14 protein-coding genes are annotated in these 11,615 nt (G+C 42.7%); 9 read left to right on the forward strand and 5 right to left on the reverse strand.

Going from position 1 to position 11,615, the window contains the following annotated elements; genetic code table 11:
- Positions 1-174: 174 nt before the first annotated feature.
- The gene (locus tag BLT_RS0103230; RefSeq protein ID WP_017726378.1) at positions 175-1,188 is read right to left on the reverse strand and encodes a M23 family metallopeptidase; all 1,014 of its coding nucleotides are present in this window, start codon (positions 1,186-1,188) and stop codon (positions 175-177) included.
- Positions 1,189-1,426: 238 nt separating this feature from the next.
- Here BLT_RS0103230 and lipA point away from each other — a divergent pair, with 238 nt between their 5' ends.
- On the forward strand, positions 1,427-2,335 hold the full coding sequence (gene lipA / locus BLT_RS0103235; protein WP_017726379.1) for a lipoyl synthase: 909 nt from the start codon (positions 1,427-1,429) through the stop codon (positions 2,333-2,335).
- A gap of 226 nt (positions 2,336-2,561) precedes the next feature.
- Here lipA and BLT_RS0103240 read toward each other — a convergent pair whose 3' ends face one another.
- Positions 2,562-3,185: a YhcN/YlaJ family sporulation lipoprotein gene (locus BLT_RS0103240; protein ID WP_017726380.1), complete on the reverse strand. Its 624-nt coding sequence runs from the start codon at positions 3,183-3,185 to the stop codon at positions 2,562-2,564.
- Between the two features lie 111 nt (positions 3,186-3,296).
- Between BLT_RS0103240 and BLT_RS0103245 the strand changes: the two genes are divergently transcribed.
- Positions 3,297-3,608 carry a YutD family protein gene (locus BLT_RS0103245; RefSeq protein ID WP_081599588.1) on the forward strand — a complete coding sequence of 104 codons (312 nt, stop codon included), beginning with the start codon at positions 3,297-3,299 and terminating at the stop codon, positions 3,606-3,608.
- Between the two features lie 36 nt (positions 3,609-3,644).
- Here the strand turns inward: BLT_RS0103245 and BLT_RS0103250 are convergent, their stop codons facing one another.
- Both BLT_RS0103250 and BLT_RS0103255 read right to left on the reverse strand, forming a co-directional pair.
- Entirely contained in the window at positions 3,645-3,950 is a 306-nt protein-coding gene (locus tag BLT_RS0103250) for a hypothetical protein (RefSeq protein ID WP_017726382.1), read from the reverse strand.
- A gap of 65 nt (positions 3,951-4,015) precedes the next feature.
- Entirely contained in the window at positions 4,016-4,282 is a 267-nt protein-coding gene (locus tag BLT_RS0103255) for a DUF3055 domain-containing protein (protein WP_017726383.1), read from the reverse strand.
- A 175-nt stretch (positions 4,283-4,457) separates the two neighbouring features.
- Between BLT_RS0103255 and BLT_RS0103260 the strand changes: the two genes are divergently transcribed.
- The gene (locus BLT_RS0103260) at positions 4,458-4,916 is read left to right on the forward strand and encodes a DUF86 domain-containing protein (protein WP_017726384.1); all 459 of its coding nucleotides are present in this window, start codon (positions 4,458-4,460) and stop codon (positions 4,914-4,916) included.
- A gap of 97 nt (positions 4,917-5,013) precedes the next feature.
- Positions 5,014-5,658 (forward strand): helix-turn-helix transcriptional regulator, encoded by a 645-nt coding sequence (locus BLT_RS0103265; RefSeq protein WP_017726385.1) that lies wholly within the window; start codon positions 5,014-5,016, stop codon positions 5,656-5,658.
- A 236-nt stretch (positions 5,659-5,894) separates the two neighbouring features.
- Here the strand turns inward: BLT_RS0103265 and BLT_RS0103270 are convergent, their stop codons facing one another.
- Positions 5,895-6,395 carry a phosphatidylglycerophosphatase A family protein gene (locus BLT_RS0103270; protein ID WP_017726386.1) on the reverse strand — a complete coding sequence of 167 codons (501 nt, stop codon included), beginning with the start codon at positions 6,393-6,395 and terminating at the stop codon, positions 5,895-5,897.
- A 188-nt stretch (positions 6,396-6,583) separates the two neighbouring features.
- Here BLT_RS0103270 and yutH point away from each other — a divergent pair, with 188 nt between their 5' ends.
- From yutH to tnpA, 5 genes are all read left to right on the forward strand, one after another.
- Entirely contained in the window at positions 6,584-7,654 is a 1,071-nt protein-coding gene (gene yutH, locus BLT_RS21320; protein ID WP_017726387.1) for a spore coat putative kinase YutH, read from the forward strand.
- 183 nt (positions 7,655-7,837) lie between these two features.
- Entirely contained in the window at positions 7,838-9,133 is a 1,296-nt protein-coding gene (locus BLT_RS0103280) for a homoserine dehydrogenase (RefSeq protein ID WP_017726388.1), read from the forward strand.
- Position 9,134: 1 nt separating this feature from the next.
- Positions 9,135-10,199 (forward strand): threonine synthase, encoded by a 1,065-nt coding sequence (gene thrC, locus BLT_RS0103285; protein ID WP_017726389.1) that lies wholly within the window; start codon positions 9,135-9,137, stop codon positions 10,197-10,199.
- Positions 10,196-11,119 carry a homoserine kinase gene (gene thrB / locus BLT_RS0103290; RefSeq protein WP_017726390.1) on the forward strand — a complete coding sequence of 308 codons (924 nt, stop codon included), beginning with the start codon at positions 10,196-10,198 and terminating at the stop codon, positions 11,117-11,119. The genes thrC and thrB overlap by 4 nt, the downstream gene beginning before the upstream one ends.
- 302 nt (positions 11,120-11,421) lie before the next feature.
- The coding region (gene tnpA, locus BLT_RS0103295; RefSeq protein WP_017726391.1) for an IS200/IS605 family transposase at positions 11,422-11,615 on the forward strand (194 nt) is incomplete at its 3' end.

Genomic DNA, 11,615 nt, shown 5'->3' on the forward strand with positions numbered 1-11,615 from the left:
AGCAAATGTGTTGAGCTCAGCCTCTTTTTTGTATGCAGAAACGTACTATGAAATAATCAAGCTTGAGCTCCTAACAGCTCAGAGCATTGTCACCCCTTCACAAAACAAAAAATGCTTGGTGTTTGTCAGCGTTTCAGTGAACGGTGTGCCATAAGCAAGTGTCTTACTTCTTTCTTATTTTTTCTTTCTTCGCTCTTGGTATGCTTTTCGTTCCCAGCTTTTTAAGGCAGGGTACGGATCGAAGGACCACTCCGTATAGCCAGTATCCCGGTACATTCCGTAATGAAGATGAGGAGGAAATTTTCCTTGTGTTCCAGGCTTCCCGTAGCCAGAGCTACCGACATAGCCGATCACATCACCAGGAGCTACAATGGTCCCTTCCTCAATCCCCTTTTCAAATCCACTCAAATGGGCGTAGTAATGATAAATGTTGTCGGTATCACGAATGCCGACGCGCCAGCCTCCGTATTTATTCCAGCCTTTAATTTCCACGATCCCATAAGCGGTCGCCAGTACAGGAACGTGGTAGCCAGCAAAAATATCAGTCCCTTCATGAATGCGTCGGCCGCCCCAGCCGCGCCTGTCTCCCCATGTATCTCGGTAACTATAGTCGTATTGGAGAGGCATGGGGAACGTATGCTTTGATAAATCAAGCCTGTTAAATTTTTTATAAACCTTTGCGTGTCCTGAGATGATCGCAACACTTTGCTCGCGCTGGTAATATTCCCAAAGAGCGATACGAAAATCTTCTTCTTTAAAGCCAAATTTCTCGAGGTATTGAGCAATGGAGTACAACACATCTTCGTCGTTCATTCGATCGGCGATTCCATCACCGTTCCCGTCAAGCCCCATTCCATCAAAAAGACTAATCGATAAGGGGTCGGTGTCTTCCATATTTGGGTTAAGGGGACCAACCCATTGTTGGGGAGAGAAATAAATCCCGATGACGCCTTCTTCTGTTGGACGGTCTTTCTGTGTCCGTCGCACCCCCCGTTCATAGGCATCAACCGCTGCAAGAAAGTACCAAGGAACGTTTGTAATGGCTTCTGTTTTTTTATATAAATCCATTCGTTTTTCATACGTTGCTTCGGCACTTTGCTTCTCTTGTCCTTTTCCATAAGGGATGAAAGGGGACGAAAAGAGAGAAAGGATAATGAAGGACGATAAGGCAATTGCGATTTTTCTCATCTTTATGTTATGCTCCTTTCTAGGTTAGGGAGGTTGAACCATCGTCTCACGAGTTTTTATATCTTTAGTGTGCAAAATCTTTTTAAAAACATGGGAGTAAATTGATGGGAATTGTGAGCGTGTATTTGGTGTTTCAATTGGAATCATGATAAAGTAAGATGAGAGTAGCAAAGCTTTTCCCTTATCCTAATTGAGAAAATCATTAGATAATACTGGGAAGCGGATGGAGTGAAAAGTCATGGCAAAAAAAGAAGAACATGTTCGGAAACCAGATTGGTTAAAAATTAAGCTTAACACGAATGAGACATATACAGGATTAAAGAAAATGATGCGGGAAAAAAATCTTCATACGGTTTGTGAAGAAGCCCGCTGTCCGAACATTCATGAGTGTTGGGCTGTCCGAAAGACTGCAACATTTATGATTTTAGGGGACGTTTGTACACGTGCTTGCCGTTTTTGTGCAGTAAAAACAGGACTGCCGAGTGAACTTGATTTGCAAGAGCCAGAACGTGTAGCTGAATCAGTTGAGGTTATGGGCTTAAAGCATGCGGTTATTACGGCCGTTGCCCGAGACGATTTAAAGGATGGCGGAGCAGCTGTCTTCGCTGAAACGGTTCGCGCTGTGCGCCGTAAAAACCCATTTTGTACGATTGAAGTTCTTCCTTCTGACATGATGGGTGAATACGAAAACTTAAAGACGTTAATGGATGCGCGCCCGAATATTTTAAATCATAATATTGAAACGGTTCGTCGCTTAACACCAAGAGTTCGTGCCAGAGCTACATATGAGCGCTCCCTTGAATTTTTGCGTCGTGCAAAGGAAATGCACCCAGACATCCCAACAAAATCAAGCTTAATGATTGGTCTTGGTGAAACGAGGGAAGAGATTTTGGAAACGATGGATGATTTGCGGGCGAACAATGTAAACATCATGACGATTGGTCAGTATTTACAGCCAACGAAAAAGCATTTAAAGGTTCAAAAATATTATCATCCAGACGAGTTTGCTGAGCTAAAGGAAATTGCTTTGAGCAAAGGATTCAGCCATTGCGAAGCAGGTCCGCTCGTGCGCTCATCTTACCATGCAGACGAACAAGTAAATGAAGCACAAGTGCGAGAAGAAGCAAAAAAAGCTGCTAGTAAATAGAAACCAGCATGAGCAGTTCGCTCTTCCCGTACAGGTCGTGCTGTGCACCATTTCAATTAAGGTGGTGTGAGCGGAAGGGCTGTTGCTTTATCATCAAGAGCTGAGGCTCCGTCCCCTTTTCAACAAAAGCGAAAGCGCCTTAAGCGCTAGGCATTATACGGCTGAAACAAGGAGATGGACTTATTTCCGTCTCCTTGTTTATTCATGCTTTGAGCTTAAATGGTGTCTATTCGTTCAACCGCTTCAGCTTTTGATGCTTTTGTCTCATGATGTTCATATTGCTATCTGTGTCCTCGTTATATTCCCCTTGAGGCGAGTGCTTGAACCTTTCAATGGTTTGTTCCATTGTGTTTTCAATGGCCCCATTGGTGCTTTGTAGACCTTGAAATCGTTCAATCGCTTGAAACATGCGATGATCATCGCTAATGTAAACATCATAAAAACGTGGAACAACGGATATGGCGCTGCGTTTAACTTTATCTGCTACATAATCTCGGTTGGCACTTTTTGTTGTGTAGGCAACAAGAACATGTTCGTCTGTTACAAGGGTAGCTGCTTCTTCTACATCATCATTTGATAAGGTAAGACGTGTAACTCCGTCTGAAAGCCGCTGACGATTCACGAGCGAATTTGCTTTTTGAATCCCCTCTTGATCAACCTGTGCCTTTTGATAACGGGAATAACCATACATGTTGTTTGCCCTGTCGCCGTTTGTGGTTCTGTTATTCGCGTCTGTTTGAAGGTTATAATAATTGTTGCGGCTTTGTACAGTCGTCTGGTCCTCATTGGCCGTCTGGCAGCCTGTAATGAAAAATAACACAGTCATGCTTAATATGATGAATGGTTTCATCTAATCTCCTCCTTTACTATTAAGATTGACCGAAAAAACGCCTTTTTACTGATAGCAAATGCTGGTTTCCAAAGGGAAAAGAGGGTGGAAATGCCCTAGCGATATGGTACAATGAAAGCGATAAGAAGGAGAGAGGTGAGCCACGTGGTTCGCATACAAGGTGTTCAATTTGAACTTTTGGATGAAGTGAAAGACGGCTGGGATGAAGAGGCGTTTAAAGAACGTTATAGTGATGTTCTGAACAAATATGATTACGTTGTTGGGGACTGGGGCTATAACCAGCTTCGCCTACGCGGCTTTTTTGATGATAAGAATAAAAAATCGACCTATGATACAAAGATCAGTACCCTTCCTGACTACCTTTATGAATATTGTAATTTTGGCTGTGCGTACTTTGTCTTAAAGAAAGTAAAAGACCGTTAAAAGAACATCCCCGGACTAAAACCGAGGATGTTTTTCCTACGTCGACGTGTATGGAGGCTCTTCATTTTTCATTGGGTCATCATGGGTCGGATGGGCGCCAGGATCTTTTCTTGGCAGATTTTGATGAAACGATTTAAATTCATAGTTGAAAGCGCTGTAATAGCGCTGACCTTGTTTCCATGGCGTAGACTTATTAAAAACCAGTGTGTCTTTCCCGCGTGGGGAGCCGTAGGGACCTTCTGGTAAAGACTCTGGAATTAAGAAATTTCGCATCGTTTCTACGTTCGAAAAGTCTGTATAATCCTGCTCCTCTTTATCCTTTGATATTCGATGTTCATCCATAAAAAAACCACCTCCTGCAGTTAAAGTGCCCGAAAGAGGGGGTTTTTAAAAAATGATTGTCGTACTCAAACGAACTCATATAGAAAAGACCGGAGCTCCTCGGCTTCTTCTTCCTCTAAGCCGTATACATGCTCCAAATAGCCAGGCTCATCTAGGTCATCTTGTCCAATAATGGCAAATCGATTCGATTGCATATCGAGGACAAGCTGCTTTCCATAATGGCGATCAGAGTGTACGATGGCTAAATCAAAGCGCTGGTTTTCACCCATAAAGCTTACAAAGCGTGTTTTTGTTTCTTCTATATCATCATATAAGAAAAAGCGTTCTGACATAAAAAAGGCTCCCTTCACAACTAAAAAGATATGCTACTAGCTTACCACAAAAGGAAAGACTTTCTCATGGCTAAATATATGTAGAGTAGCTGAAATTAGGCGCTAAATCCATTAGATTTACTTTATTTTTTTTATAAAACGTAACTTAAAATATAAGAAAAAGTAGGGGATGAGCATGTACTTTGTTAATCGGAAAAAAATTGAAGATACACTTTTTCATATGGAAAAAACGTTAACTCATTTCCGTTCAAAGGAAAATTGGACGACACCAATCGAAATGTATGCCCTTGAGCGGATGGTTCATCTTGTCATTGAATCGATCATCGATGTAGGCAATAGTATGATCGATGGGTTTATTATGCGTGACCCAGGAAGCTATGAAGACATTATTGATATTTTAGAGGATGAAAAGGTTGTGGACAAATCCTCAGCAAATGCGTTAAAGCAGGTGATTCATTGTCGCAAAGCGCTTGTGCAAGATTATATTGAGCTTAACCATGAAAAGCTTAAACAAACGTTTGAACAAAGCATGGAGGCACTTGTGGCCTTTCCTTCTGCAGTACGCCGATATTTAAATCATGAGCTTGGACCTGTTTCTGCTTTTTTACCAGAAGAAAAGGAATCTGAAAAATAGAAGAACACGGCTTATTAGTTATCATTTTCTTAAGGTCGTTAAATTTACTTCTTGCTTCTTTTCACATACAATAGAGGGGAAGGATGGTGATCATGCAATGAGTAATAAAACCACCTCCACTCGCGATATGATAATGAAGGGGCTTAAAAAACATAAAGAACGTAGTGTTGGTGAAATTGCCCGTGAACTAGAAATTACTGAAATGGCTGTTCGCCGTCATATCAATAGCCTTGAGAAGGATGGATTCATTAAAACCACCCTCGTCCGTCAAGCGATGGGTCGTCCAGCAACAAAATATTCCCTTACGAGCAAAGGGGAAGAACAGTTTCCCCGAAACTATAACCAGTTAAGTCTCGGCATTTTAGAAGACCTTGAAGCAATAAATGGAAATGAGCTAATTGACCAGCTTTTTGAGCGGCGAAAAGAGCGCTTGAAAAAAATGTATGAGGTTGAAATGGAGCACGATTCCTTTGAGAAGCGAGTCGCTACACTTGCAGCAATCCAAAATGATAATGGTTATATGGTTGAATGGGAACAGCTTGATGAGGAAACGTACCGTTTTACGGAGTACAACTGTCCAATTTCTCAAGTGGCAAAAGCATATCCTGTCGCTTGCTCCTGTGAGCAAAAGCTGTTTCGTGAGCTCTTGAAGACAGAAGGCGTCATTGCCGAAAATTGCGCGGCGAAGGAAGACGTTCCCCATTGCGTCTATACGTTCAAAAAGCCAAAAGACAGCAAATAGGATCGAATAAGAAGCTGGCCCAACCATTGGTCCAGCTTCTCTTCGTTGGAAGAAAAAGTTTTTTAGCAGGGACGCTTATTGACGCAGTCAAAAATTTGAAGGTCCAAGTCCAAGTATCACTGCAACGAAGGCTTTTACGATACAGGACTTGGCGAAAAGCCATGCTTCCCACAAGAATAGCGCAATGCACGGCTATGCCACATTTCACATTCTCGCAGTGAAGGTTTCGTCATCTCCTATTCCTTGTACGCAAGGGAATGAGCGAGTCGGCTTGAAGCAGCTGCAGCAATGGCTCCCACAATATCATCTAAAAACGTATGACAAAAACCGCTTGATTTGTCATTTAACTTTTCTAAAATTCCAGGTTTTTGTTTATCAATGTAGCCATAGTTCGTAAAACCGATCGAACCATACACGTTAATAATGGAGAGGGCAATGATTTCATCGACCCCGTATAGTCCTTCATCTCGTTTAATAATATCAAGCAATGGTTGAGCGAGCTTTCCTTGTTCGGTGAGCACATCAAGCTGGATTCCAGTCAAGATGGCATTTTGTACTTCCCGTTTTGATAAAACCCGTTCCACATTTTCTTTGCATTCAGCAAGGTCTAATTCAGGATGATATTTTGCTTGTAGAAAATAAACGAGCTCTGCAATATCATCTATCGTCACACCTCGATCCTTAAGCCATTCACGGGCTGTTTTCTCGACAATCTCTAGTTTTTTTTCCTCCGTCATCTCTGTCACCTCAATATTATTTCTTGAATTTGTTTCGTTAATGGTAGTGTTTTCAATTTATATCGTGCTTATTGTATTGAAAGATGATCTAAGACAAAAAGGTGCTTTTAGTCTGCGAACGCTGCACACTTTTTATACAGTTGGGTCATAGACTATTGTATGACGCAGTGGAAGAAGGAGTGAGGGCTGTGTTTGAACGGAATATCTATGATTTGTATGGACTTTACTGCGAATCGCGCTTTCAAGTTGATCAACACCTCGGATTCTTTGCAGAAGGGCACCGCTATCTCATGATTCCAAAAGAAGAAGGAGTCGGAGTAACAGATGAAGAGATGGTGGGAATGGCAGAGCATTTACGAACGTTCGGGGATCTGAGTGTACCTGAGCTGATCCGGACGAATCGAGGACATTACCATAGTCAAATTGATGGACAGGAGGTTTATCTTTTTAAACTTTCTGCAGATAGGGCAGTACGGGCCGTCCCCAGAGATGAAAGAGAGGTGGGGGAGCATCTTGCCCACTTTCACCAAATGGGGAGTCAAATCATCCTTTCTGCTGGGCAGCAATCGTATTTTGGTCAGTGGCATAAGCTTTGGGAAAAGAGATTAGAACAGCTGGAAGGCTGGTACCAACAGGTTTTTCAGGATCAACCAAGCAGCTATTTAGATGAGTCCTTTCTCTATACCTTTCCTTATTTTATGGGATTAACAGAAAATGCAATTCAATATGCAGTAGATGCTGTCTATGACGAACAGTTACAAGGGCATGATTTCGGGTCAATCTGTCATCGGCGCTTTCGAAATGATACATGGCTAAGAGATGAAGGGTACAGTATGATAAAACCGCCAACTGAATTCATTTATGATCACCCAAGTCGTGATCTTGCCGAGTGGATACGTTCGATAAGATGGCAAACTAGGTCTGAAGAAGATTGGCGTACGATCCGCTCGTTTTTACAGGCTTATCATACACATCACCCTTTATCTGCCTACGGATGGAAACTTGTCTTTGCCCGTTTGTTATTCCCCCTTCATTATTTTGAAGCTGTTGAAGGGTATTATCGCTCGCAAATCAATGAAGAACGAGAACAGTACGCAGAGCAGTTTTATCATGTCATCCACGAAGAATATAAGAACGAACAATTTTTAACAGAGCTGGCCCATGAGCTTGAGCAGTCATCTGCTGTGATGCTTCGTCTTCCAAAGATTGATTGGCTTGTCATCCAAGATTCACCACACCCCTTTTTTCCAAGTGGATAAAAGGGGTGTTTTTGTGTAAAGTAGAAAAGAGAAACAAAAAATGAAGAAATAAGAAAGATTTCGAAAATTTTTATAGGACCCCTTGTAAACGGACCGTATCAGGTCTATAATGTCCATTAGATAAATACATTTGTTTGTTTTATGAGAACAGGTCCAGATCGTATGGGGTTAGGAGTGGAGGAAATGCAGAAGACGTTAACTGTTGGTTTATTAGGGTTAGGGACAGTTGGAAGTGGAGTCGTCAAAATTATCCGTAATCATCAGCATGAGCTTCAACATCAAATAGGACGGCCTGTAGAAGTAGGCAAGGTACTCGTCCGTGACCTTCAAAAGGCTCGTGATGTTGATCTTTCAAATGATTGTGTCACGCTAAAAGCAGAGGATGTTGTTGACAATGAAGCGATTGATGTCGTCATTGAAGTAATGGGTGGAGTGACGGAGGCGAAAGATTATATCGTCCGCGCCTTAAAAAATAAAAAGCATGTTGTGACAGCCAACAAAGATTTAATGGCTTTACATGGTGCGGAATTATTAGCATTAGCCGCTGAGAGTCGCTGTGATCTCTTTTACGAAGCAAGTGTTGCAGGTGGGATTCCAATTATCCGTAGCTTAACGGAAGGTCTTGCGGCAGACCGTATTACAAAAATGATGGGGATTGTGAACGGAACAACAAACTACATTTTAACGAAAATGGCGAAGGAAGGTCTTCCGTATGAGGAAGTGCTAAGCCAAGCTCAAGCACTTGGATTTGCTGAAAGCGATCCAACTGCAGATGTGGAAGGATTGGACGCAGCGCGAAAGATGGCAATTTTAGCTACACTTGGTTTTTCAATGGACGTCCGTCTTGACGATGTCGTTGTTCGTGGCATTACCTCTGTAACAAAAGCTGACCTTGAATATTGTGAACAGCTTGGTTATACGTTAAAGCTCATTGGTCTTGCCGATCGAAAGGATGAGAGGGTCGAAGTAAGTGTACAACCGACATTGCTCCCAAATGATCATCCTTTAGCATCGGTTAACGATGAGTACAACGCAGTGTATGTTCATGGTGAAGCTGTAGGAGAAACGATGTTTTATGGTCCTGGTGCTGGATCGCTGCCGACGGCGACTGCGGTTGTGTCAGACTTAGTGACAGTGTTAAAAAACATGCGTTTGCATGTTAATGGCCATGCAGGAGCCCGTCCTCTTCATGAGAAAAAGCTAAAAGCAGATGTTGAAATTGAATCAAAATATTTCTTCCGCTTACGTGTCATCGACCGTGCAGGAACATTTTCAGCGATTACTTCACTGTTTGCCGAACGTGATGTTAGCTTTGAAAAGCTGCTTCAATTACCTGTTGAAGGCGAGGATGTTGCAGAAGTTATCATTATTACACACACAACTAGTAAAGAAACATACGACTTTTTATACAATGCGCTGGTGAAGCTTGACGTTATTGAATCCGTTGAGAGCAGCTACCGTGTTGAGGGAGGAAAATGAGATGAGTAAATGGAACGGACTATTACATGAATATAAAGAGTTTTTACCAGTAACAGAACAAACACCTATGCTTTCATTACAGGAGGGCAATACACCATTAATCCCGCTCAAGCGTCTTTCTGAAGAGTGGGGTGTTGAAGCCTATGCGAAATATGAAGGAGCAAATCCAACGGGATCCTTCAAAGACCGTGGAATGGTGATGGCTGTAGCGAAAGCGAAGGAAGAAGGTAGCAAGACGATTATCTGTGCCTCAACAGGCAACACGTCAGCCGCTGCTGCAGCGTATGGTGCTCGTGCAGGGCTACGCTGCATTGTCGTCATTCCAGAAGGGAAGATTGCTCTCGGAAAGCTTGCACAAGCAGTCATGTACGGCGCAGAGGTACTTGAAATTAAAGGGAACTTTGATAACGCCTTAGATATTGTCCGCTCAATTAGTGAAAAAGAACCGATTACCCTTGTAAATTCGGTGAATCCATATCGGATTGAAGGACAAAAGACAGCGGCATTTGAAGTGTGTGATGCACTTGGACAGGCGCCAGACGTGCTTGCGATTCCTGTTGGGAATGCAGGAAATATTACGGCCTATTGGAAAGGATTTAAGGAGTACCATGAGAAAAAAGGGACAGGGCTTCCGCAAATGCGTGGTTTTGAAGCAGAAGGAGCCGCTGCTATCGTTCGTAATGAAGTAATTCCGAATCCTGAGACGATTGCCACAGCGATTCGAATTGGGAATCCTGCAAGCTGGCCACAGGCTGTACAAGCGGCAGAGGAGTCTAATGGACAAATTGATGAAGTAACGGACGCAGAAATTTTAGAAGCATATCAACTTCTTGCACAAAAGGAAGGTGTTTTTGCTGAGCCTGCATCTTGTGCTTCGATTGCCGGCCTGAAAAAGCAAATTGAAAATGGTTCCATTAAAAAGGGTGCAAAGGTTGTTTGTGTGCTAACAGGAAACGGTTTAAAAGATCCAAACATTGCAATGGATACGGTGTCTGTAAAGCCAACCGTTCTCCCTAATGAAGAAGAGGCATTTTTGGCTCATATTAAAGGCGGTGTGCACCAATGACAGAGAAGGGGTTTGTTCTGACGATTCCGGGAAGCTCCGCTAACCTTGGTCCAGGCTTTGATTCGGTTGGACTTGCGGTCAATCGTTATTTAACCCTATCTGTTCAAAGGGCGGAAAAATGGTTCTTCCATTCAACCTCTCCTAATCTTGAAGGCGTCCCGTCTGGTGAGGATAACTTAATTTTTCAGGTTGCCGAGCATGTGGCGAAGGAGCTTGGAGAAGAGCTTGTGCCTTGCGATGTGGAGATGACAAGTAACATTCCCCTAGCGAGAGGCTTAGGGAGCAGTGCGGCAGCGATCGTTGCTGGAATTGAGCTTGCCAATCAGCTGTTAAAGCTCAATTTAACGGTTGAAGAAAAGGTGCGGTTTGGAAGCCTTTGGGAGGGTCATCCAGACAATGTTGCCCCGTCTATTTATGGAGGATTAATTATCGGTACGCATATTGAAGAAGAGACCCATGTCATAAGTGGTGGTGTACCAGATGTTGATCTTGTCCTGCTGATTCCGAAAGAAGAGCTAATGACAAAAAAAGCGCGCGGCGTCTTACCAACAGAAATTGCCTTCCGTGATGCGATCAGAGGAAGCAGTGTGGCAAACGTCCTTGTGGCTGCCTTGCTCCAAGGAAATTGGCCGCTTGTAGGAGATATGATGCAAAGGGATGTCTTTCATCATCCATACCGCATGGGTTTAGTGGGACATCTGAAGGAAGTCATGTCCTTTGTAAAAGAGGAGACAGAGGCTTATGGTGCTGCCCTTAGCGGTGCCGGACCTACGATGCTTTGCTTTGCGCCAAAGGATCGAGGCGAAGCGGTGAAAAAAGTTCTGAACGAGCGTTATCCTGAATTTATGGTCGATGTGTTGAAGCCGGATGATCAAGGAATTCGTGTAGAGCCCCTTCTCACTGTTTCAAAAACGACCTAATCGAAAGCTATGAACACGCTCCGTGTTCATAGCTTTTTTGAATGGCAAGGAAAAATTTTTAGACAACGGAGTTCAGCGACGCAACTTAAAAATTTGAAGCCCTAAGATTAACTGAAACGGCTTTCGCAATGGAGGACTTGGCGATAAGCCAAGTTTTTCTAATTATATGGGTTTAAAACCACGTGTTCTACACGTGTGAAAATAAAACTTCTAGAGTGGTAAAGTGACAGAAAAAATCTCCAATCGTTATAATAGAAGATGGCCGTCAAACCAACTTCTAAAAAACGAAAGGAGATCTACTCATGTCGAGTGACAATAGTTTATCACACACAAGATGGAATTGTAAGTATCACATCGTATTCATACCAAAGTACAGAAGAAAAGTCATTTATGGAAAACTGAGAAAAGATATAGGTGCTATTCTCAGAAGGTTATGTGAAATGAAAGATGTCGAAATCATTGAAGCACATGCGATGAAGGATCATATTCATATGTT

The organism is Halalkalibacterium ligniniphilum, assembly GCF_000334155.1.
GTDB lineage: Bacteria > Bacillota > Bacilli > Bacillales > Bacillaceae_D > Halalkalibacterium > Halalkalibacterium ligniniphilum.

Excerpts from the sequence above, each read along its gene's own strand:
- BLT_RS0103230 (WP_017726378.1), bottom strand. The coding sequence starts at position 1,188 with ATGAGAAAAATCGCAATTGCCTTATCGTCCTTCATTATCCTTTCTCTC.
- lipA (WP_017726379.1), top strand. The coding sequence starts at position 1,427 with ATGGCAAAAAAAGAAGAACATGTTCGGAAACCAGATTGGTTAAAAATT.
- BLT_RS0103240 (WP_017726380.1), bottom strand. The coding sequence starts at position 3,185 with ATGAAACCATTCATCATATTAAGCATGACTGTGTTATTTTTCATTACA.
- BLT_RS0103245 (WP_081599588.1), top strand. The coding sequence starts at position 3,297 with ATGAAAGCGATAAGAAGGAGAGAGGTGAGCCACGTGGTTCGCATACAA.
- BLT_RS0103250 (WP_017726382.1), bottom strand. The coding sequence starts at position 3,950 with ATGGATGAACATCGAATATCAAAGGATAAAGAGGAGCAGGATTATACA.
- BLT_RS0103255 (WP_017726383.1), bottom strand. The coding sequence starts at position 4,282 with ATGTCAGAACGCTTTTTCTTATATGATGATATAGAAGAAACAAAAACA.
- BLT_RS0103260 (WP_017726384.1), top strand. The coding sequence starts at position 4,458 with ATGTACTTTGTTAATCGGAAAAAAATTGAAGATACACTTTTTCATATG.
- BLT_RS0103265 (WP_017726385.1), top strand. The coding sequence starts at position 5,014 with ATGAGTAATAAAACCACCTCCACTCGCGATATGATAATGAAGGGGCTT.
- BLT_RS0103270 (WP_017726386.1), bottom strand. The coding sequence starts at position 6,395 with ATGACGGAGGAAAAAAAACTAGAGATTGTCGAGAAAACAGCCCGTGAA.
- BLT_RS0103280 (WP_017726388.1), top strand. The coding sequence starts at position 7,838 with ATGCAGAAGACGTTAACTGTTGGTTTATTAGGGTTAGGGACAGTTGGA.
- thrC (WP_017726389.1), top strand. The coding sequence starts at position 9,135 with ATGAGTAAATGGAACGGACTATTACATGAATATAAAGAGTTTTTACCA.
- thrB (WP_017726390.1), top strand. The coding sequence starts at position 10,196 with ATGACAGAGAAGGGGTTTGTTCTGACGATTCCGGGAAGCTCCGCTAAC.